A 20,272-nucleotide genomic window follows, 5' to 3' on the forward strand; every position below is an offset into this window, starting at 1 on the left:
CGTTCATGCCCGCGTGCCGCCGGGGCGGGAGATTCAGACGCGCTTCGTCCGGCAGGACCGCGGGGTGCGTATCGAGGTGCACGACGCCTCCGGCGTGTGGCCGGTACGGCGGGTGCCGGGCGGGGCGGGCGGCTTCGGCCTGGTCGTGGTCGAGGCGCTGGCGGCGCGGTGGGGTGTGGTCGAGCGCGGCGGGGTGGGCAAGGCGGTGTGGGCGGTGGTCGTCGAGCCGGTGGGTCCCGTGGTGCCGGGCGAGAGCGCGGTCGGGTGACGGCCCTCGGCCGGGCTCGGCGGGTGCGGACACCGGCACGCCGGTGATCGGGGTCCCGCCCGGAGGCCAGCTGTCCGCATCCGTGCGTCGCATCGCTCGGCGGGCCAGATTTCGATGTCGTTTCCAAGCCTGAATCGATATCATTGACGGGTTGTCGGGATGTGGAGGACGACTGATGGCCAGGACTGTGATCGATCTTGACGAAGAGATCGTCGAGCAGGCGATGCGCGTATACGGGGTGAAGACCAAGGCCGCCGCGGTACGGGCGGCCATGGAGGAAGGGGTGAAGCTGCGGCTGCGCCGGGAACTGTTCGACGCCATCGACGAGGGTGAGTTCGAGGACGCCTTCGCAGAGATCCGGTCGCAGACCGGGCCGCGGAATCCGGACGGCTCCCTCAAGCGCGGAGGCGGGGCCTCGGCGGCGTGAAGGGGCGCTACCTCATGGACAAGTCCGCGCTGGCCCGCCGGGGCAAGCCGGCGGTGCGGGCGCGGCTGGATGCGCTGGACCGCGACGGGCTCCTCGCCGTGTGCGCGCCGACCGAGTACGAGGTGCTGTACTCGGCACGCGGCAAGCCCGAGGCGCTGCGGCTGCGCACGCTGCTCCGTGGCTTCGACTACCTGCCCTGCAACGACGAGGAGTTCGAGCGGGCCCTTGAGATCCAGGGCCTCGCCCTGAACGCGGGCTTCCACCGGGCCCTGTCACTGGCCGACGTCCTCATCGCGGCAACCGCCGAGCGGCACCGGGCCACGGTCCTGCACTACGACGGCGACTTCGACATGATCGCCTCGGTGAGCGGGCTGCGCGCCGAGTGGGTCGTGGAACCCGGCGCCGGCGACTGAGCCGGGAGCGCCGGACGCTGCGCCGCCGCGGCGGAGGGGGCGGGGTGGGGCCGCGCGGCGGGCTGGGGGGAGGGGGCGGTTGCGTGACGGGGCCACGGGCCCCGGGCCACGGGCCACGGGCCACGTTCGGGGCGGGTCCCGGTGCTCCGGACCCGCCCCCGCGCCGGAGCATCCCGTCCCCGCGCCCGGGGCATCCCGCCCCCGCGCCGCCGCGCCCCGGCGCCGTGGCTTGCCGTCCGTCACGCCCGGCCGCGGCACAGCTCCAGCAGGGTCATCGCCAGCGTCGTGCCCGGGCGGCCCAGGTGGTCGCGGTAGCGGGCGAGGATCTCCATCTCGCGGGCGAGGTTCACCCGGCGGCCGCCGGAGGCGATGCGGGCCTGCTGGATGCGGGACGAGACCGCCATCCGTTCCTGCACCAGCGCGATGATCCGGCCGTCGAGGTCGTCGATCCGTTCGCGGGCGCCGGTGATCTCCGTGGCCGCCTCGTCCGTGTGCGCGCCGGTCCTGTCGCCCGCCTGGGTTGCGTTCATCTCGTCTCTCCTGGGATACGGGCCCCGGAGCCGCCGCCCGGCGGCGACAACGCAGCGCGCCCCGGGCCTGTCGGCCCGGGGCGCCTGGGAAGTCGCTTGTCTGTCAGCTCAAGCGCACGACCATGGCAGCCGGACGGGCCGGTTGCCATAGGTAAAGAGGAAGCTCTGCGTGCGCATGGGCCCCAGTATTCACCGGCGTCCCGCCGTGGACAACGCCGGCCCGGATGGTGAGACGCCGCGGCGGGGAGGGGCAGCGGATAGACTCGGCGGTATCTCCCCTCCCACCGCCGGAAGGCCGCAGCAGTGACCTCAGCGACCCCCGACACCGTTCTCGTCGTGGACTTCGGTGCCCAGTACGCCCAGCTCATCGCGCGTCGCGTGCGCGAGGCCCGGATCTACAGCGAGATCGTGCCGTCCACGATGCCGGTGCCGGAGATCCTCGCGAAGAACCCCAAGGCGATCATCCTCTCCGGCGGTCCCTCGTCGGTGTACGCGGAGAACGCTCCCGGCATCGACCCGGCGATCTTCACCGCGGGCGTGCCCGTCTTCGGGATGTGCTACGGGTTCCAGCTCATGGCCCAGGCCCTCGGCGGCACCGTCGACAACAACGGGCAGCGCGAGTACGGGCGTACGGAGCTGACCGTCTCCCGCCCCGACTCGACCCTCTTCGAGGGCACTCCGCGGCGGCAGGACGTCTGGATGTCGCACGGCGACGCCTGTTCCGCCGCCCCCGAGGGCTTCACCGTCACCGCGGCCACCGAGGGTGTGCCGGTCGCGGCCTTCGAGGACGACGAGCGGAAGCTGTACGGCGTGCAGCACCACCCCGAGGTCATGCACTCCACCCACGGCCAGCTCGTCCTGGAGCACTTCCTCTACCGCGGCGCCGGCCTCGCCCCCGCGTGGACGACGGCGAGTGTCGTGGAGGAGTCCGTCGCGGCCGTCCGCGCGCAGGTCGGGGACGCGCAGGCGATCTGCGCGCTGTCCGGCGGGGTGGATTCGGCGGTGGCGGCGGCGCTCGTGCAGCGGGCCATCGGGGACCGGCTGACGTGTGTGTACGTCGACCACGGGCTGATGCGCAAGGGCGAGTCCGAGCAGGTCGAGAAGGACTTCGTGGCGGCGACGGGTGTGCAGCTGCGGGTCGTGGACGCGGCCGAGCGCTTCCTCGCGGCGCTGGCCGGGGTGTCCGACCCGGAGGAGAAGCGGAAGATCATCGGCCGGGAGTTCATCCGGGTCTTCGAGCAGGCGCAGTCCGAGATCGTCGCCGCGGCCGGGAGGTCCGGCGAGGCGGTGCGGTTCCTCGTCCAGGGCACGCTCTACCCGGACGTCGTGGAGTCCGGCGGCGGCACCGGCACGGCGAACATCAAGTCGCACCACAACGTCGGCGGGCTCCCCGAGGACCTGGACTTCGAGCTGGTCGAGCCGCTGCGGCGGCTGTTCAAGGACGAGGTCCGGATGGTCGGCAGGGAGCTGGGGCTGCCCGAGGCGATGGTGCACCGGCAGCCGTTCCCCGGCCCGGGGCTCGGCATCCGGATCGTCGGTGAGGTCACGAGGGACCGGCTCGACCTGCTGCGTGAGGCGGACGCCATCGCCCGCGAGGAGCTGACGGCGGCGGGTCTCGACCGCGACATCTGGCAGTGCCCGGTGGTGCTCCTCGCCGACGTGCGGTCGGTGGGCGTGCAGGGCGACGGCCGGACGTACGGGCACCCGGTGGTGCTGCGGCCGGTGTCGTCGGAGGACGCGATGACGGCGGACTGGTCGCGGCTGCCGTACGAGGTGCTGGCGCGGATCTCGACGCGGATCACGAACGAGGTGCCGGAGGTCAACCGCGTGGTTCTCGACGTCACGTCGAAGCCGCCGGGCACCATCGAGTGGGAGTGAGCGGCCCGGCCGCCCCGCCGGGGCGGCGGTAGGGCAGAATGCGCTCTCTCATCACATGCACGGCATGCACAGGTACGGCTTGCGGTCAAGGGGGCACGAGGTGGCGGTGGACGCGGGGGGCGACGACACGGGCGCGCCCGCGGCCGGCGCGGCGGGTGCGCCTGCGGCCGGCGGGCCGGAGGGGCACGCGGGTGCGGAGAGCGAATCGGCCGGCGCCCGGGCGGCCGGGGACGCGGCCGGCGGCGGCGCCGAGGTGCCGGTGCAGCGCGGGGGCAGCGGTACGGGACCGGGTGCCGCGCGCGGTACGGGCGGCGGCCCGCAGACCGGCGGCGGCACGGCCGAAGCGGCGGCGGACTCCGGCGCCCCGGCCGCGCCCGGCTCCGGCTTCGCCTCCGTACCCCCCGACCCGGCCCGCGAGTTCGCCCGCCGCCGCGACGGCTTCGCCGCCGGCGAGGGCGTGCCCGCCGGGGTCGCGCACTCGCCCGGCGCCTCCCGCCAGTGGGTCTCCGACGAGCTGACCCGCTCCGCCGAGCGCGGCGCCGCGGCCGCCGGCGGGACGTGGCCGGCCGCGCTCTGGCGGCGCAGCCTGTACGTCATAGGCGGCGGCCTCCTCGCCCTCCTCCTCGTCGTCGGGCTCACCGCCCTCGGACCCGGCTGGACCCGGGCCCGTACCGCCGCGCTGCTCGCCGCCGTGCTGACCGCCGGGCTGCTGGCCGGCGCGGCGTGGCTGAACCGCGCCCGCGGGGGGCTCCTCGCCCCCGTCGTCGGCGAGGACGGGCGGCTCTCGACCGGCCGGGCGGTGGCCGGCGCGTGGACGCTGCTCGCCGGCTACGCCCTGCTGCACCTCGCCCTCGCCCTGGCCCTCGCCGACGGCTCCGCCGCCCGCGACCGGCTCCTCGACGGCCTCGGCTGGTCCGGCTCCGGGTCCGGATCCGGTACGGGCACGGGGCCGGACGCCGGCGCCAGCGGTGGCGCCGCCGGGCTCGTCGTCACCGTCGCCGTCGCCTGGGCCGCCGCGCTCGGCGCCCGCGCCGTCGTGGCGTACCGGCTGCGCTCCGGCGGCCTCACCAAGACCCGCGCCCCCCGCCCCCGCGCCGCCGACCTGCTCACCGACGACGCCGGCCGCGCCGCCGCCGTCGACATCCAGTACGCCGTCGTCTCCGCCGCCGCGCTGCTCTTCGCCCTGGTGCAGCTCGGCCGCCGGCCCGAGCAGCTGCCGGGCCTGCCGTGGGGCGTCGCCGCGCTGGTCGCGGTGAGCGCGGCGGTGCACCTGACGGCGCGGCTCGTCGACGGCGGACGGCCCGCGGTGCTGTCCGTCGTCCGGGTGCGCGAGCCCGGCGACCTGCACACCGCGATCCGCACCGGCGACGACGTCGAGGTGCGCGGCACCGGCTTCGTGCCCGCCGGGGCCGAGGCGCCGGAGCTGCTGGCGCGGGTCGTCGTGCGGATCGGCGCCGTCCACGTCCACGTGCCGCTGGTGCCGGTCGCGGGCGGCTTCGCCAACCCGACGGCGACCCGGCTGACGGTGCCGGTGCCGGTGGACGTCGAGCCGGGGCGTACGGAGCTGAGGGTCGTCACCGCCGGGGGCGCGGAGTCCGCCCCGTACCTGCTCGACATCGTCGACTGAACCGCCGAACGGGCCGTCGACCCGGGCGGCCGCGAACGACCCGATCCGGTTGAGCGTTCACGAAACGCTTTACGTATCCCCTCCCACACATGAAGTATCGGCGCCGGGACGATCACCGGCACGGTCTACGGCAGGAGAGGCGGACAACACATGGCACAGGACCAAGCGTCCGGCACCGGTGTACTCGGGAGGGTGCCGCAGGGAGATCCGCCGGGCGGCATCCGCGCCGCCGCCGCCCGGTTCGCGCTGCTGCCCCTGCGGATCTTCCTCGGCGTCACCTTCGTCTACGCCGGCATCGACAAGCTCACCGACGACGCGTTCCTCGACGCCAGCGGCCCCGGCTCCCTGCACGACATCCTCGACACCCTCCCCGACGTGGCGATTCCGGCGCTGGTGGACCTGGCGCAGAAGGCGCCGACGGAGTTCGGGATCGCCATCTCGCTGGGCGAGATCGCGGTGGGGCTCGGCACGCTCGCCGGGCTGTGGGCGCGGCTCGCGGCGGTCGGCGGGGTGCTGATCTCGATGACGCTGTGGTTCACGATGAGCTGGTCGGCGGATCCGTACTACTACGGGCAGGACCTGCCGTACATGATGGCGTGGACGGCGCTGGCCCTGGCCGGCGCGCCCTACTGGTCGCTGGACTCGGTGCTCGCCGTCCGCCGCCGCCGGAAGGGCCGGCAGCTCTTCTCCTAGCGCCCCGCCGCCCCGGCAACCCCGCCGCCCCTGCGCCTCAGCGCCCCGACCCGCCGGTTCTCCCGCTCCCGTCCGCCACGTCCTCGGGGTCCGCCTCCCCGGCGGGCCCGCCGAAACGCGCGTCGTACGTCCCGCGCAACTCGTCCATCGGCAACGCGCCCAGGTCCGCCCCCGGGTCCGTGCCCAGGTCCGCACCCGGGCCGGTGCCCGGGTCCGTACCCGCGCCCGCCCTCCGCGGCCCCGCCGCGCGCGCCTCCCGGGCGCGCCGGCGTGCGCGGCGCGCGGCGTAGCCGACGGCGGCGACGAGCGCCGCCAGCGCCAGCCCCGGCGGCACCACGACCAGCGGCACCCAGTTCGGCTGGCGCAGCGCGTCGGCCGCGTCGAGCAGCCCGAAGAGCGCGCCGCAGAGCAGCACCAGGCCCGCGACCAGCTTCGCGGGTTCGAACCTATGGCGTCGCACGCCGGACCTCCAGCTGACCGACCGAGACCGTCAGGTCCAGCACCATCGTCCCCCCGGAGCCGTCCGCCCGCCCGGCCGCCGGCTCCAGCACCGTCCTGCGCTCCTGCCCCGGCGACACGTCGATGTCGCCGCCGCCGTCCTCCGGCGGGTCGGTGCGGGTGGTGGGCGGGAACTGGAGGTCGCCGAGGTCGACCCGGCCGCGTACCTCGACCCGTACGTCGTCGGGGACCCGTACCTCCAGCTGGCCCAGGCCCACCTGGGCCGTGGTCTCGACCGTCCGGCCCTCCGCCACCTTCAGCCGGCTGAGGTCGAGCATCGCCTCACCGCTGCCCAGCTCGTACCGCTCGCGTACGTCCTGGACCGCGGCCGGGCGCCAGGTCCGCTCGCCCCAGTCGGCGGTGATGGTGTCCGGCAGCCAGAGCGCGCCGGCCAGCAGGACGGTCGTCAGCAGCGCCCAGAAGGCGGTGCCGCCGCCGGTGCGGCCGAACCAGGCGCTGAGCGTGAACCCGGCGCCGAAGACGGCGAGGGCGCCGCCGAGGCCGAGCGCCAGCGTGGTGCCCAGCGGCTCCGCGCCCCAGGTGGCGGCGACGAGGGTCGCGCAGGTGGCCGCGGCGGCGAGGAACGTCCAGCCGCCGATGCCGGCGGCCTCGTGCTCGCTCCGGCGGCGCCCGCCGCCGGCCGGCGCCTTCTTCGTCCCCCCGCCGTCCGGGCCGGACGGGCTCTCGGGCGGGACCATGCCGTCGGCGGCGCCCTCCGGACCCCAGAGGTACGGCGGGAAGTCGCCGTCCTTGGTGAGCGGGTCGCGCCACCACGACGGGGAGTACGGCACGGGGGGCGGCGTGGTCTCCGGCGGGGCGTCGGCGACGGCGTGGGCGGTGGCGTCGTCCACGGGGACGCCGTCGGCGGCCAGCTCCTCGGCGGCGCGGCGGTGGTGGGACCAGTAGGCGGCGCCGCCGAGGCAGAGGATGAGCAGGGCGGCGAAGAAGTGGGTGTCGGTGGTGTTCAGTACGGAGAGGAACAGGCCGCAGCCGACGACGGCGAACAGCAGCGCCGTCAGCGCAGAGCCCTCGACCCGGCCGGACAGCAGCCGGCGGCCCTCGCTGTCGTCCTCGCCGTCGAGCGGCATCAGCAGCCAGGCGAAGCCGTACGCGACGAGGCCGAGGCCGCCGGTGGCGGTGAGCACGCCGAGCACGATGCGGAAGATGACGGGGTCCATGCCGAAGTACTGGCCGAGGCCGCCGCAGACGCCGCCGACGACCTTGTAGCGGCGGCTGCGCCGCAGCCGCGGGCGCGCGGGAGCACCGGCGCCGGTGCCGGTGTCGGTGCCGGTGCCGTCGGCGGAGTCCGGTCCGGGCCGTCCGGACGGGCCGCCGCCGGCCCCGCCGGGCGGCTCGTCCCGCGCGCCGGGGCCCGCGCCGGGGCTCGTGTCCGTCATGGGTCCATGGTGGCGGACGCCGCCGCGGGGCGGCAGGCGGGACTACCCCGAGCCCACCCTGAAATCCTCCGGGGGCCGATGGGGGGTCAACCCTGATGCCAGGGCCGCCCCACCCGTGTGACGATGCATGACATGACCGCAGCCGCCACCGCGCCCGCCCCCGAGGGCGCCGCCGCGCCCGGCGACCCGTACGAGCGGCCTGTCCGGCGGCTGTACCGCAGCGCGGACGGGCGCTGGCTCGGCGGGGTCGCGCGCGGTCTCGCCGGGCACCTGGGGCTGCCCGTGTCGTGGGTGCGGATCGTCTTCCTCGGCCTGCTCATGGCCAACGGCCTGGGCGTGCTGCTGTACGCCGTGTTCTGGTTCGTCGTCCCGCTCGGCCAGGGCGGCCGCGCCGAGAAGCCGCTCGTGGACGTCGACGCCGACGGGCGCAAGCGGCTCCGCAAGCCCGACAAGGGCCAGCTGCTCGCCCTGCTCGCGCTGCTCGTCGGCGCCGGCATCTTCGCCGGCAGCCTCGACCTGGGCCGCTCCAACGCGTTCGTGTGGCCGCTGCTGCTCATCGGCGCCGGGGTGGCGCTGGTGTGGCGGCAGGCGGACAACGCCCGGCGGGCGAAGTGGGCGGCGGTCACGCGGGGGACGAAGTTCCTGCCGTTCGCGCGCGGCGCCGCCGGGGTGCTGCTGGTCGGGGCGGGGGTCAGCGCGATCTTCGTCATCCAGGGCTCGACGCGGCACATCGGCGCCGTCGTGCAGGCGTCGCTCGCCGTGCTGGTGGGGGTCGCGCTGCTGGCCGGCCCCTGGCTCGTACGGATGGTGCAGGACCTCTCCGAGGAGCGGCTGATGCGCATCCGCGCGCAGGAGCGCGCCGAGGTCGCCGCCCACGTCCACGACTCCGTGCTGCACACCCTCACCCTCATCCAGCGCAACGCCGACAACGCCGGCGAGGTGCGCAAGCTGGCCCGCGCGCAGGAGCGGGAGCTGCGCACCTGGCTGTACAAGCCGCAGGGCACCGGGAAGGACGGCGAGGACGGCGAGGCGGGACCCGGCACGCTCGCCGAGGGGGTGCGCCGGACGGCGGCGGAGGTGGAGGACCACCACGGGGTGCCGGTCGAGGTGGTGTGCGTCGGCGACTGCCCGCTGGACGACCGGCTCGGGGCGCAGTTGCAGGCGGCGCGGGAGGCGATGGTCAACGCGGCCAAGTACGGTGGCGAGGCGGGGCCGGTGCAGGTCTTCGCGGAGGTCGAGGGCCGGCAGGTGTTCATCTCGGTGAAGGACCGCGGTCCCGGCTTCGACCCGGAGGCGGTCCCGGCCGACAGAATGGGCGTACGCGAGTCCATCATCGGCAGGATGGAGCGCAACGGCGGCACCGCCCGGCTGCGCACGCCGGCGGGCGGGGGCACCGAGGTGGAGCTGGAGATGGAGCGCGCCGAGTGAGGGCGCGCGGGCGTACGCGGACGGCGCGGACGCGGTGGGCGCGCGGGGCGCGCCGGGCGCAGTGAGGAGCGGACGATGACGGACGACGCGGCGGGCGGGACGCCGGCGAGTGGCGCGGGCCCCGGGGAGGGCCGTCGGGTACGGGTCGTGCTCGTCGACGACCACCGCATGTTCCGGGCCGGGGTGCAGGCGGAGATCGGCGTGACGGACGAGACCGGCGTCGAGGTCGTCGGCGAGGCGGCGGACGTGGAGCAGGCGGTGACGGTCATCACCGCCACCCGCCCCGAGGTCGTCCTTCTCGACGTGCACCTGCCGGGCGGCGGCGGCGTGGAGGTGCTGCGGCGCTGCTCGGGGCTGATGGGGGAGTCGCCGAGCGGCGAGGCGCCGGTGCGCTTTCTGGCGCTGTCGGTGTCGGACGCGGCCGAGGACGTCATCGGCGTCATCCGCGGCGGCGCCCGGGGGTACGTGACGAAGACCATCACCGGCACCGACCTCGTCGGCGCGATCTTCCGGGTCTCCGACGGCGACGCGGTGTTCTCGCCGCGGCTCGCCGGCTTCGTCCTCGACGCCTTCGCGTCGACGGACGCGCCGCCGGTGGACGAGGACCTGGACCGGCTGACGCAGCGGGAGCGGGAGGTGCTGCGGCTGATCGCCCGGGGGTACGCGTACAAGGAGGTCGCGAAGCAGCTGTACATCTCCGTCAAGACCGTCGAGTCGCACGTGTCGGCGGTGCTGCGCAAGTTGCAGCTGTCGAACCGGCACGAGCTGACGCGCTGGGCGACGGCCCGCCGGCTGGTGTGACGCACCCCCGCCGCGTGCGCGCCTCACGCGCGCGTGCCCGCGCCCGCGGCCTCGCGGGCGCCCGCGGTCACGCGGGGCGTACCGCGGTCGCGAACGGCATGGCGTCCACCGGGGCGTAGCGCACGGTGGCGCCCGGGCGGGGCGCGTGGATGATCTGCCCGCCGCCCGCGTAGATGCCGACGTGGGTGCGGCCCGGGTAGTAGAAGACCAGGTCCCCGGGCGCCAGCGCGGAGCGCGGGACGGCGGTGCCCGCCGCGGCCTGGGTGTAGGTCGTACGGGGCAGGGAGACGCCCGCGGCGCCCCAGGCGGCCTGGGTCAGGCCGGAGCAGTCGAAGGAGCCGGGGCCGGTGGCGCCCCAGACGTACGGGCTGCCGACCGCGCTCCGGGCGTACGACACGGCCCGCGCGGCGCGGGCGTTGGGCGCCTGCACCGGCCCGCGCGCGGCGTCGCGGCCCGCCCGGCCGTCCGCGCCGGCCGCCCCGGCCGCGGCGCCGTGGCCGTCCGCGCCGAGGACCGACTCCCGCTGCCCGGCGGTGAGGGTGGCGAGCAGCCGGCGGGCCTCGGCGAGCTTGTCGTTGATCGCGCTCTTGCGCCGCTTCAGCTCCGCACGCGCGGACTTCAGCTCCGCCAGCCGCTCGTCGGCCTCCGCGCGCACCTGCCGCACCTCCCGCAGCTGCCGCCCGACGTCGGTGAGCGCGGCGGCCCGCCGGCTGCCGACCCGCTCCAGCAGCGCCGCCTGCCGCAGGTAGTCCTCCGGCTCGGCGGACAGGGCGAGTTGCACGGTGGGGTCGGCGGTGCCGCTGCGGTACTGGGCGGTGGCGAACGCGCCGAGGGCGTCGCGGGCGTCGTTCAGCCGGGCGGTCCTGCGGGCGGCCTCGTCGCGGAGGTCGTCCAGGTCCCGTTCGGCGCGGTCGGCCTTCTCGGCGACGCCGTTGTACTTCTCGACGGCCTGCTCGGCCTCGTGGTGCAGCCGGTCCACCCGGGCCTGGACCTCCGCGGGCGCCGGCCGCGGGTCGGCGTGGGCGAGACCGCCGAGGGCGCCGGCGGTGGCGGCGCCGACGAGCGCGATCGCCCCGGCGGTACGGGCCGTGGCCTTACTGTGCGACGCCACGCGGGCGTTCACCCCTTCCTCGCAGTCAGGTGGCGGCCCGCACGGGGGAGCGGGCCGCCGCCGAGAAATTAGGCCGGGGCGGCGGCACAGCACGAGGGGATGACGGAGACTTGTCGGCACCGGTCGATGATGACGTATTGTGATCGACCGAACACGCTGAAGTGAGCCGCGGGTTGGCGTCTGCGACCGATGCTGCTGAAGTGGTCACCCCCGTGGGCGGGGCCTGTTACGGATCGCTACGCTCGCGTGCCATGGATGTACTCATCAACCTCTTCGTCGCGTCGCACATCATCGGGATCGCCTCGCTCCTCGGCGGCTGGCTCACCCAGATGAAGTCGATGAGCACCGGCGACGTGCGGGTCGTGCCCGCGATGGTGCACGGCGCCCTGGTCATGCTCGTCACCGGCTTCATCCTCTCCGGGCTCAACGAGGCCGACGACGTGGAGCTGAACCAGGCGAAGCTCGGCGTCAAGGGCGTGATCCTGATAGTGATCCTCGTCATGGTCTTCATCAAGAGGAACGAGGAGCGCGTCCCCAAGGGCTACTTCGCCGCGATCGGACTGCTGACCATGTCGAACATCGTCATCGCCACCACCTGGACCTGAGACCGGCCGGGCAACGGCCCGGCCCGGTCTGCCCCGGCCCCGGGCGGTCCCTCAGGCCGGGCGCACGCCGCTGTGGAACGGCATGTAGTCGATCGACTCGTACTTCACGTCGTCGCCCGGCTTGGAGGCGTGGATCATCTGCCCGTTGCCCACGTAGATCCCGACGTGGCTGATGTCGTCGTAGAAGAAGACGAGGTCACCCGGCTGCAGATCCGCCTTGGCCACCTGCGTGCCGGCGTTGACCTGGTCGTAGGTCGTGCGCGGCAGGGAGATGCCGGCCTCCCGCCAGGCGGCCTGGGTGAGGCCGGAGCAGTCGAACGAGTCCGGGCCGGTCGCCCCCCACACGTAGGGCTTGCCCAGCTGGGCCTCGGCGAACGACAGCACCTTGTCCGCCTTCGTGGCACCGGTGTCCGGCGGCGGGTCCTGCTGCTCCTCCTCCTGCTCCTGCTGTTCCTCTTCGCGCTGCTGCTGCTCCCGGCGCTCCTGCTCCGCCTGCCGCTGCCGCTCCGCCTGCCGCGCGGCCTCCTCGGCCTTGCGCCGCGCCTCCTCCTCGCGCTTGCGCTCCAGCTCCGCGAGCCGCTTCTTCTCCGCCTCGGTGAGGCGGTCCAGCACCTGACGCGCGTCGGACAGCTTCGTCTGGACCTCCTTCTTGGAGTCCCGGAGCTGCTCCTGCGACTCGGTGAGGGTCCGCAGGCTCTCCTGCGCCTCCGCGCGCTTCTTCGCGGCCTTGGCCTGCCGCGCCTGGAACCGGTCGACCGCGGCCTGCTCGTGGTTCGTCAGCCGCTCCATGAGGTGCGCCTGGTCGAAGTAGGTCTGCGGGTCGGGGGCGAGCATGAACGTCGCGGTGGGCGTGATGCCGCCGTTGCGGTACTGGGCGGCGGCGATGCGGCCCAGCTCGCGCCGCGACTCGTTGAGCCGCGCGGTCTCCTCGGCCACCTCGTCGAGCTGCTCCTCGACGCGGGTGCGCTGCTGCGCCGTACGCTCCTTGGCGCCGTTGTAGCGCTCGGTGGCGCGCTCCGCCTCGTGGTAGAGGTGGTCGACCTCCTTCTGCACCTCTTCGATCGACCGCTCGGCCGGGGCCGCGCCGGCCTCCTGGCTGAGGAGCGTCGCCGAGGCCAGTGCCGCGGAGCCGACGCCGACCGCGGTACGCCGCCCCGCCGGCGACTCCATGATCCGGGTGCGCGGCTTTCGGTGGGAAGCCAAGGCAGGCCACTCCTTCCGTCCAGGCAGTGCCGTGCACGGTAGCCACTCGGTGGGACTGCTGTGAAGCCTGATGTTCGATTTGCCCGAAACCATTTTGTGATCTGAGGGAGTCGTTCCGTCCATCCCGGACATCCCGGATCCCGGGCCGGGATGCGCGACCGGGTGCGCGGCGGGTGGCGCGGCGCGGTGCGCGGCAGCGGGCGGGGGCGGGGATACGGGAACGGGCTGTCGGTGGGGCGCCCTAGACTCTGTGGACGATGAGCAGCCTCTTCGACGACAGTCACCCCGCCCTCGCCGCGAGCGTCCCCGAGCCGTACTACCGCGACGGCGCGCCCCGCCCCGTCACGGACCCGGAAGCGCTGCTCACCGGGCTGAACGAGCAGCAGCGCGCCGCCGTGGAGCACACCGGCTCGCCCCTGCTGATCGTCGCCGGCGCCGGCTCCGGCAAGACCCGGGTGCTCACCCACCGGATCGCGTACCTGCTGGCCAAGCGGCGCGCGCACCCCGGCCAGATCCTCGCGATCACGTTCACGAACAAGGCCGCGGGCGAGATGAAGGAGCGGGTCGAGGAGCTGGTCGGCGCCCGCGCGAACGCGATGTGGGTCTCCACGTTCCACAGCGCCTGCGTGCGCATCCTGCGCCGCGAGTCGAAGAAGCTGGGCTTCACGTCCTCGTTCTCGATCTACGACGCCGCCGACTCGCGCCGGCTGATGTCCCTCGTCTGCCGGGACCTGGACCTCGACCCGAAGCGCTACCCGCCCAAGGCGTTCAGCGCCAGGATCTCCGGCCTGAAGAACGAGCTGGTCGACGAGGAGAGCTGGGCCTCCCAGGCCGCCGACGGCTACGAGAAGACGCTCGCCGAGGCGTACGCGATGTACCAGTCCCGGCTGCGCGAGGCCAACGCGCTGGACTTCGACGACCTGATCATGACGACCGTGAACCTGCTCCAGGCGTTCCCGGACGTCGCAGAGCACTACCGCCGCCGCTTCCGGCACGTCCTCGTCGACGAGTACCAGGACACGAACCACGCGCAGTACACGCTGGTGCGCGAGCTGGTCGGCACCGAGGAGGACCCCGCCGAGCTGTGCGTCGTCGGCGACGCCGACCAGTCGATCTACGCCTTCCGCGGCGCCACCATCCGCAACATCTTGCAGTTCGAGGAGGACTACCCCGAGGCGCGCACGATCCTGCTGGAGCAGAACTACCGCTCCACCCAGACGATCCTCAACGCCGCCAACGCCGTCATCGAGCGCAACTCCTCCCGCCGCCCCAAGAACCTGTGGACGGACGCGGGCGCCGGCGCCCGCATCGTCGGCTACGTCGCCGACACCGAGCACGACGAGGCGCAGTTCGTCGCCGACGAGATCGACCGGCTGTCGGACGCGGGCGACGCCCGCGCCGGCGACGTCGCCGTCTTCTACCGCACCAACGCCCAGTCCCGGGTCTTCGAGGAGGTCTTCATCCGCGTCGGCCTGCCGTACAAGGTCGTCGGCGGCGTCCGGTTCTACGAGCGCCGGGAGGTCCGCGACGTCCTCGCGTACCTGCGCGTGCTCGCCAACCCCGAGGACTCCGTACCGCTGCGCCGCATCATGAACGTGCCCAAGCGCGGCATCGGCGACCGCGCCGAGGCGATGATCGAGGCGCTGGCGCAGCGCGAGCGGATCTCGTTCCCGCAGGCGCTCGTGCGCGTCGACGAGGCGTACGGGATGGCGTCCCGCTCGGTGAACGCCGTCAAGCGGTTCAACACGCTGATGGAGGAGCTCCGTACGGTCGTCGAGTCCGGCGCCGGACCGGCCACGGTGCTGGAGGCGGTGCTGGAGCGGACCGGCTATCTCGCCGAGCTCCAGGCGTCGACCGACCCGCAGGACGAGACCCGGATCGAGAACCTGCAGGAGCTGGCCGCCGTGGCCCTGGAGTTCGAGCAGGAGCGCGGCGAGGAGGGCCCGGGGACGCTCGCCGACTTCCTGGAGCGGGTCGCGCTCGTCGCCGACAGCGACGAGATCCCGGAGGAGGAGACGGACGGCTCCGGCGTCATAACGCTGATGACGCTGCACACCGCCAAGGGACTGGAGTTCCCGGTGGTGTTCCTCAGCGGCATGGAGGACGGCGTCTTCCCGCACATGCGGGCCCTCGGCGACGTCAAGGAGCTGGAGGAGGAGCGGCGGCTGGCGTACGTGGGCATCACGCGCGCGCAGGAGCGGCTCTACCTGACGCGTTCGGTGATGCGCAGTTCGTGGGGCCAGCCGTCGTACAACCCGCCGTCGCGCTTCCTGGACGAGATCCCGCCGGCGTATCTGGAGTGGCGGCGCACCGGCTCCGCGGCCACGCGGGGCGGCGGCGGTGGAGGACGGTCGCCGATGGAGTCCGCGGTGGCGGCGCTGGCGTCTTCGGGCACGTCGCCGTCGGGGGCCGCGGCCCGTACCCGCCAGGGGCCGTCCGGCTTCGCGACCGGGCGGGCGACGGAGCGGCCGGTGGTCGCGCTGTCGGTGGGGGACCGGGTGACGCACGACCAGTTCGGGATGGGGACGGTGGTGGAGGTGTCCGGGTCGGGGGCGAACGCGCAGGCGACCATCGACTTCGGCGACGGGCGGGCGAAGAAGCTGCTGCTGCGGTACGCGCCGGTGGAGAAGCTGTAGGACGGGCCCGCGGCGGCGGCCGCCGCCGCGGCTCACCGACGCCGCCCGCGCGGGCCTACTGGGGGTTGAAGCCCTTCTCCTGCAACCACGCGAGCGGGTCGACGGTGGAGCCGCCGTAGGGGCGCACCTCGAAGTGCAGGTGCGGACCCATGGAGTTGCCGGAGTTGCCCGAGTAGGCGATGACGTCGCCGGCCTGCACGGGGCCGGTGGTCACGGCGTAGCTGTCGAGGTGGGCGTACCACGTCTCGGTGCCGTCGGGGGCCGTCAGGACGAGCATGTTCCCGTACGAGTAGTCGTAGCGGGTGGTGACCGTGCCGTCGGTGGCCGCCATCACCTCGGTGCCGTACGAGACGGGGAAGTCGATGCCGGTGTGCACGGAAGCCCAGTTGACGCCGGCCTGGCCGTAGTACGCGCTGAGGCCCGGCTCGGCGACGGGGACCGCGAACTTCGGGCGCAGCGCCTCCTTGCGCGCGGCCTCCTCCGCCTCCCGCTTCCGCTCGGCCTCCTGCTTCTCCTTGAGGTCGATGCGCTCCTGGGTGCGGCTCGCGCGGTCGGCGAAGTCGTCGGCGTCCTCGGTGACGCCGCGGAGCTGCGTGTCGAGCGCGGCGTTGGCCTTCGAGGCCGTGGCGGAACCGGCGTCCGGGGCCGCCTGCGTCGTCTTGCCGTCGTCCTCGGCGCCGTCGGAACCGGTGCCGGTGACGGACGCGGCGGCGACGCCGGCCACGCCGACGACGGCGATGGACGGCACGGCGACGGTGAGCAGCGCGGAGCGCTTGGGACAGCGGCGGCGGCTGGAGCGTACGGGGCGGCCGACGGGGGCGCCGGCGGCGCCGGCCGCGGGCTCGGGGTCCGCGGCGTCGGGGCCGTCGATGCCTTCGGGCGTCTCGGGGACACCCGGTGCGGCGGGGTCGTCGTGGGCGTCGAGCGCTTCCAGCTCGGCGAAGTTCCAGGCGGCGGTCGACTCGGGGTCGGCGGCCTGTTCGGCGTACGCCGCGGTGGCGGTGGCCGTGGCGGTGGCGGCGAACGCCCCGGGGTACGCGGTCGCTTCGGTGTACACCGTGGCGTCGGGATACCCCGTCGCGTCGGTGGCCACGTCCGCGTACGCCGCGGCGTCGTGGTGCCCGGTGTCCCCCCAGCCGGACGTCGAGTCGTACTGCGCGGTTTCGTAGTGCGCCGACTCGTACTGCGCGGACTCGGGCTGCGCGGCCTCGTACTGCGCGGTTTCGTACTGCGTCGTCTCGTACTGCGCGGTCTCGTGCCGCGTCGTCTCGTACTGCGTCGTCTCGTACTGCGTGCCCGTGTCCCAGCCGGACCACTCGCCGGTGGTGTTCCACTGCGCGGCCGGGGCGCCCGCCGAGGGGTAGCCGTAGTCGTAGTCGTCGGCCGGGCCGCCCTGCCGCGGAATGCCGGCGGCCGGGGTGTCGCCGGCGCCCTGCGACCAGAGGGCGGAGACGTCGTAGCCGCCGGAGGCGTGGGAGTCGGCGGCGTAGGGATCGGCCGTGCCGTACAGGCCGTTCGCGTCGTACGCGCCGAAGTCGGCGGACTGCGTGCCGGTGTCCCAGGACGGGGCGGAGCCGGGCGTCAGGTAGCCGCCGGCCTCGTAGCCGGTGGCGTCGTACGCGCCGGTGGCGTCGTACGCGCCGGTGTGGCTCGCGTCGTACCCGTCGTAGGTCTGGTAGCCGTAATGGAGCGGCTCTTCGCCGGAACCGCCGCCGTGGCCGGGGGTGTCGTAGCCGTACCCGTAGCCGTCGAGGCTTCCAAGGGCGGAGGCGTCGCCGGCGGGAGAGGTCGGGGTGGGGGTGGGGAAGCCCGACGGGGGACGGTCGTTCACCACTTCTCTTTCGCCTCGGGGGCAGGAGACTTGCGCGACTGTACCCGGCGTCCCACGGCTCGACAATCTTTCCTTGGTTTCACCGGGGTGCGTTCGGGGCACTTGCCCGATTTTTCGAGTACCCGAGGGTAGGGCCGGGGCCAGAGCTGTCCGTTTTGCCGGTGGCCGACCGTGTGATTTCCCCCTCCCCGGAGGTTGCGTTCCGCCGGGGTGCGGGATCCTGGGGATAACGTTCGTTCACACCTCGAAGGACTCTCACGAACGCGCGGGACCGCGCGATGGAGGCAGCGATGAGTGGCACCGGTCCGATCCGCGTGGTGGTGGCCAAGCCGGGGCTCGACGGCCACGACCGCGGCGCCAAGGTCATCGCGCGGGCGCTGCGCGACGCCGGGATGGAGGTCATCTACACGGGCCTGCACCAGACGCCCGAGCAGATCGTCGACACCGCGATCCAGGAGGACGCCGAGGCGATCGGCCTGTCCATTCTCTCCGGGGCGCACATGACGCTCTTCGAGAAGGTCGTGGAGCTGCTGCGGGAGCGGGACGCGCTGGACATCAAGCTGTTCGGCGGCGGGATCATCCCGGACGACGACATCCCGCGGCTGAAGGAGCTGGGCGTGGCGGAGATCTTCACGCCGGGCGCGGCGACGACCGAGGTGGTGGAGTGGGTACGGGCGCACGTGCGCGAGCCGGCGGGCGCGTGAACCCTGCGGGCGGCGGCGGGATCGTATGCCCGCCGACGGCCTGAACCCGCGACGGCTGCCCGCGAAGGCGTGGCCCGGTCGGTGCCACCGGATGCGGCGCGTGCGACACCGACCCGCCCGCTCGGGTCGCGTCCGCACTGTGGTGTCACCGGCCCGAGGCTACGACTTCGCAGGTGGCGGGGGCCTCTGGGCCGTCCGGCCAACGGGCGCGCGCCGCGCAGCGGCAGCCGCTTCCCCGCCGCGCCGGGCGCGGTGACGGCGCCGGGGCGCCGGACAGCCCCACCGCGTGCGGGCGCTGCCCTGCACCACGCCGCGGGCACGATCCCCGCCCGCCCCCTCCCGCCTCGGTCAGGGGCGCAGGGCGGGGGGCGCGGCCAGCTCGTCGCGCATCGCGGCACGTATCCGCAGCGTGGCCACCAGCCGCTGGAACGCCTCCGACCAGTACCCGGCGGCGCCGGGCGAACTCTCCTCCGCCTCCTCGTGCATCGCGGCGAGCGGTTCGAGACGGATCGCGTACGAGGGGTCGAGACAGCGCTCCGCGAGCCCCATCACGCCGCTGAAGCTCCACGGATAGCTGCCGCCGTCCCGCGCGATCTCCAGGGCGTCGACCACGGCCCGGCCCAGCTCCTCGGGCCACGGCACGGCGCAGGCGCCGAGGAGCCGGAACGCCTCCGACAGCCCGTGCGCCGAGATGAACTCGGCCACCCACGCGGCCCGTTCCGCCGCGGGCAGCGCGGTGAGCAGCCGCGCCGGGTCCCGCCCGGGTATCTGCTCGCCGGCCCCGGCGGCGGTGCCGGTGGCCACGGCGGCACCGGGGGAGGGCACGGCGCCCGGCGGGCCGGCGGTGAAGCCGGGCGGCTCGTCCGGCGCGGCGGGGGCGGTGCCGAGGAGGGCACGGGCCCACGCGGCGTCGTGCTGCCGGGCGGCGGCGCGGCTCCAGGCGGCGAGCAGGTCCGGCCGCCAGCCGTCCGCGACCGGCAGCGCGATGACCTCCTCCGGCGTCCGGCCGTCGAAGACCTCCGACCACACCGCCAGCGGCGCCGCCGCGACCACCTGCCCGAACCACCACGACCGCTCGCCCATGCCCGCCGGCGGCTTGGCCACCACCCCGTCCCGCTGCATGGCCGCGTCGCACTCGTACGGCGCCTCCACCGCGACCACCGGCGGCTCCTCGCTGCGGTCGAGCACCACCAGCGACCGCACCCGCGCGGCCATCCGCCCGGCCAGCGCGGAGCCGGCGAGCCCGGCGAGGAGGTCCGCGGCGGCGGCCCGTACGCCGCGGCTGCGGTCGCCGAGGGCCTCTTCCAAGAACGGCTCGTCGGCGCGGGACAGCCCCGTGCGCAGCAACTCCACGAACGCCAGCCGGTCCTCGGCCTTCTCGCTCGCCCACGTCGACGCCAGCAGCTCGACAGCACCGGCGGGATCGGCCCGGCGCACCTCCGCGAAGAGCGCGCCGCGCACCTGGCTGGTCCCCGGCCCGCCGGCCCGCGGCCCCTCCTCCCAGAGCGCGCGGACGGCGGCCGCGTCGCGCGGGTCGGGCAGCGCGGGCCCGGCCGCGCCGTCGCGCAGCAGCGGCGCCCACTGCGGCGCCCGCTCGGCGAGCCACAGCCCGCGCGGCCCGGCGAGGGCGAGCGCGTGCGGGCGCAGGTCGACGCGGGCGCGGGCGGCGTCGAGCAGCGCGGGCAGCAGCTCGGGCGGCGCCTGGTAGCCGCACTCGACGGCGTACCGCAGCCACTCCGGTATCAGCTCGGCCAGGTCGGGGGTCGGTCCGCGGCGACTCCCACCGCCGGGGCCGGAACGGTCGGCGAGCAGCGCGGCGAGCCGCCGCCGCGCGGCGGCGGGCAGCCGGGGCCGGGGATCGTGCGCGGCGGGCTCGGGCAGCGCGCGCGCCGGGGCGGGCAGCGCCCCGGCACGCCGCCGCACGGTCGCCGCCGCGGCGGCGTCGAGCAGCGCGCGCTCGTCGACGCCCCGCCGCCCGGCCCCGACCACGGCGGCCGCGACCAGCTCCGCCCAACCGCCGCCCGGGTCCCGCACGTCCTGCATGTCCTGCACGTCAACCGTCATACGACCCCCTCCACGTGCGCCTGCGGCACCGCCGCGGCCGACCAGCCCACGCGCCGGTCCCCTCCGGGTGCGGTGCGCGCCTTCCGCGTGTGTTGTCCGCCCGGGTCCGCCGCCCCCCGCGGGGCGGCCGGTACGCGGCACGCCGTGTCCCCCGATAC

17 protein-coding genes and 1 pseudogene are annotated in these 20,272 nt (G+C 75.0%); 11 read left to right on the forward strand and 7 right to left on the reverse strand.

Annotated elements, in window-relative coordinates; translation table 11 throughout:
- The 3 genes and pseudogenes from ACHZ99_RS26725 to ACHZ99_RS26735 all read left to right on the forward strand — a co-directional run.
- Nucleotides 1-268: pseudogene (locus ACHZ99_RS26725) on the forward strand (ATP-binding protein); the annotation flags it as partial.
- A 175-nt stretch (nucleotides 269-443) separates the two neighbouring features.
- A complete protein-coding gene (locus tag ACHZ99_RS26730) occupies nucleotides 444-695 on the forward strand; it encodes a type II toxin-antitoxin system VapB family antitoxin (RefSeq protein ID WP_420307321.1) in 252 nt (83 codons plus the stop codon).
- A complete protein-coding gene (locus ACHZ99_RS26735; protein WP_420307322.1) occupies nucleotides 692-1,108 on the forward strand; it encodes a PIN domain nuclease in 417 nt (138 codons plus the stop codon). The genes ACHZ99_RS26730 and ACHZ99_RS26735 overlap by 4 nt, the downstream gene beginning before the upstream one ends.
- Before the next feature lie 239 nt (nucleotides 1,109-1,347).
- On the opposite strand, the gene ACHZ99_RS26740 is transcribed toward ACHZ99_RS26735, so the two are convergent.
- A complete protein-coding gene (locus ACHZ99_RS26740) occupies nucleotides 1,348-1,638 on the reverse strand; it encodes a chorismate mutase (protein WP_420307323.1) in 291 nt (96 codons plus the stop codon).
- Between the two features lie 303 nt (nucleotides 1,639-1,941).
- On the opposite strand from ACHZ99_RS26740, the gene guaA reads away from it, so the two are divergent.
- From guaA to ACHZ99_RS26755, 3 genes are all read left to right on the forward strand, one after another.
- Nucleotides 1,942-3,516, forward strand: a complete 1,575-nt coding sequence (gene guaA, locus ACHZ99_RS26745; protein ID WP_420307324.1) for a glutamine-hydrolyzing GMP synthase — start codon at nucleotides 1,942-1,944, stop codon at nucleotides 3,514-3,516.
- A 253-nt stretch (nucleotides 3,517-3,769) separates the two neighbouring features.
- On the forward strand, nucleotides 3,770-5,143 hold the full coding sequence (locus ACHZ99_RS26750; RefSeq protein ID WP_420307541.1) for a hypothetical protein: 1,374 nt from the start codon (nucleotides 3,770-3,772) through the stop codon (nucleotides 5,141-5,143).
- Between the two features lie 150 nt (nucleotides 5,144-5,293).
- Nucleotides 5,294-5,836, forward strand: coding sequence for a DoxX family protein (locus ACHZ99_RS26755; RefSeq protein WP_420307325.1), 543 nt, complete (start codon nucleotides 5,294-5,296; stop codon nucleotides 5,834-5,836).
- Between the two features lie 37 nt (nucleotides 5,837-5,873).
- On the opposite strand, the gene ACHZ99_RS26760 is transcribed toward ACHZ99_RS26755, so the two are convergent.
- Nucleotides 5,874-6,296: a hypothetical protein gene (locus tag ACHZ99_RS26760; RefSeq protein WP_420307326.1), complete on the reverse strand. Its 423-nt coding sequence runs from the start codon at nucleotides 6,294-6,296 to the stop codon at nucleotides 5,874-5,876.
- Nucleotides 6,283-7,731 (reverse strand): PspC domain-containing protein, encoded by a 1,449-nt coding sequence (locus ACHZ99_RS26765; RefSeq protein ID WP_420307327.1) that lies wholly within the window; start codon nucleotides 7,729-7,731, stop codon nucleotides 6,283-6,285. Before ACHZ99_RS26765 ends, ACHZ99_RS26760 begins: the two co-directional genes overlap by 14 nt.
- Nucleotides 7,732-7,863: 132 nt before the next feature.
- Between ACHZ99_RS26765 and ACHZ99_RS26770 the strand changes: the two genes are divergently transcribed.
- Complete coding sequence (locus ACHZ99_RS26770; RefSeq protein ID WP_420307328.1) at nucleotides 7,864-9,159, forward strand: PspC domain-containing protein; 1,296 nt, start codon at nucleotides 7,864-7,866, stop codon at nucleotides 9,157-9,159.
- 75 nt (nucleotides 9,160-9,234) lie between these two features.
- Nucleotides 9,235-9,960, forward strand: a complete 726-nt coding sequence (locus ACHZ99_RS26775) for a LuxR C-terminal-related transcriptional regulator (RefSeq protein WP_420307329.1) — start codon at nucleotides 9,235-9,237, stop codon at nucleotides 9,958-9,960.
- A gap of 67 nt (nucleotides 9,961-10,027) precedes the next feature.
- On the opposite strand, the gene ACHZ99_RS26780 is transcribed toward ACHZ99_RS26775, so the two are convergent.
- A complete protein-coding gene (locus ACHZ99_RS26780) occupies nucleotides 10,028-11,083 on the reverse strand; it encodes an NlpC/P60 family protein (RefSeq protein ID WP_420307330.1) in 1,056 nt (351 codons plus the stop codon).
- Between the two features lie 239 nt (nucleotides 11,084-11,322).
- Between ACHZ99_RS26780 and ACHZ99_RS26785 the strand changes: the two genes are divergently transcribed.
- Nucleotides 11,323-11,676, forward strand: a complete 354-nt coding sequence (locus ACHZ99_RS26785; RefSeq protein ID WP_420307331.1) for a hypothetical protein — start codon at nucleotides 11,323-11,325, stop codon at nucleotides 11,674-11,676.
- 51 nt (nucleotides 11,677-11,727) lie between these two features.
- On the opposite strand, the gene ACHZ99_RS26790 is transcribed toward ACHZ99_RS26785, so the two are convergent.
- Nucleotides 11,728-12,879: an NlpC/P60 family protein gene (locus ACHZ99_RS26790; protein ID WP_420307332.1), complete on the reverse strand. Its 1,152-nt coding sequence runs from the start codon at nucleotides 12,877-12,879 to the stop codon at nucleotides 11,728-11,730.
- A 257-nt stretch (nucleotides 12,880-13,136) separates the two neighbouring features.
- Between ACHZ99_RS26790 and pcrA the strand changes: the two genes are divergently transcribed.
- Complete coding sequence (gene pcrA / locus ACHZ99_RS26795; RefSeq protein ID WP_420307333.1) at nucleotides 13,137-15,515, forward strand: DNA helicase PcrA; 2,379 nt, start codon at nucleotides 13,137-13,139, stop codon at nucleotides 15,513-15,515.
- Nucleotides 15,516-15,570: 55 nt separating this feature from the next.
- On the opposite strand, the gene ACHZ99_RS26800 is transcribed toward pcrA, so the two are convergent.
- The gene (locus tag ACHZ99_RS26800) at nucleotides 15,571-17,346 is read right to left on the reverse strand and encodes a peptidoglycan DD-metalloendopeptidase family protein (protein WP_420307334.1); all 1,776 of its coding nucleotides are present in this window, start codon (nucleotides 17,344-17,346) and stop codon (nucleotides 15,571-15,573) included.
- Between the two features lie 290 nt (nucleotides 17,347-17,636).
- Here ACHZ99_RS26800 and ACHZ99_RS26805 point away from each other — a divergent pair, with 290 nt between their 5' ends.
- Complete coding sequence (locus tag ACHZ99_RS26805; protein ID WP_420307335.1) at nucleotides 17,637-18,050, forward strand: cobalamin B12-binding domain-containing protein; 414 nt, start codon at nucleotides 17,637-17,639, stop codon at nucleotides 18,048-18,050.
- 348 nt (nucleotides 18,051-18,398) lie between these two features.
- On the opposite strand, the gene ACHZ99_RS26810 is transcribed toward ACHZ99_RS26805, so the two are convergent.
- Nucleotides 18,399-20,114: a DUF5691 domain-containing protein gene (locus ACHZ99_RS26810; protein ID WP_420307336.1), complete on the reverse strand. Its 1,716-nt coding sequence runs from the start codon at nucleotides 20,112-20,114 to the stop codon at nucleotides 18,399-18,401.
- Nucleotides 20,115-20,272 lie beyond the last annotated feature (158 nt).

The organism is Streptomyces sp. MAR4 CNX-425 (assembly GCF_048656465.1).
Lineage (GTDB): Bacteria > Actinomycetota > Actinomycetes > Streptomycetales > Streptomycetaceae > Streptomyces.

Coding starts and splice junctions, on each gene's coding strand:
- ACHZ99_RS26730 (WP_420307321.1), top strand. CDS start 444: ATGGCCAGGACTGTGATCGATCTTGACGAAGAGATCGTCGAGCAGGCG.
- ACHZ99_RS26740 (WP_420307323.1), bottom strand. CDS start 1,638: ATGAACGCAACCCAGGCGGGCGACAGGACCGGCGCGCACACGGACGAG.
- ACHZ99_RS26755 (WP_420307325.1), top strand. CDS start 5,294: ATGGCACAGGACCAAGCGTCCGGCACCGGTGTACTCGGGAGGGTGCCG.
- ACHZ99_RS26765 (WP_420307327.1), bottom strand. CDS start 7,731: ATGACGGACACGAGCCCCGGCGCGGGCCCCGGCGCGCGGGACGAGCCG.
- ACHZ99_RS26770 (WP_420307328.1), top strand. CDS start 7,864: ATGACCGCAGCCGCCACCGCGCCCGCCCCCGAGGGCGCCGCCGCGCCC.
- ACHZ99_RS26775 (WP_420307329.1), top strand. CDS start 9,235: ATGACGGACGACGCGGCGGGCGGGACGCCGGCGAGTGGCGCGGGCCCC.
- ACHZ99_RS26785 (WP_420307331.1), top strand. CDS start 11,323: ATGGATGTACTCATCAACCTCTTCGTCGCGTCGCACATCATCGGGATC.
- pcrA (WP_420307333.1), top strand. CDS start 13,137: ATGAGCAGCCTCTTCGACGACAGTCACCCCGCCCTCGCCGCGAGCGTC.
- ACHZ99_RS26805 (WP_420307335.1), top strand. CDS start 17,637: ATGAGTGGCACCGGTCCGATCCGCGTGGTGGTGGCCAAGCCGGGGCTC.
- ACHZ99_RS26810 (WP_420307336.1), bottom strand. CDS start 20,114: ATGACGGTTGACGTGCAGGACATGCAGGACGTGCGGGACCCGGGCGGC.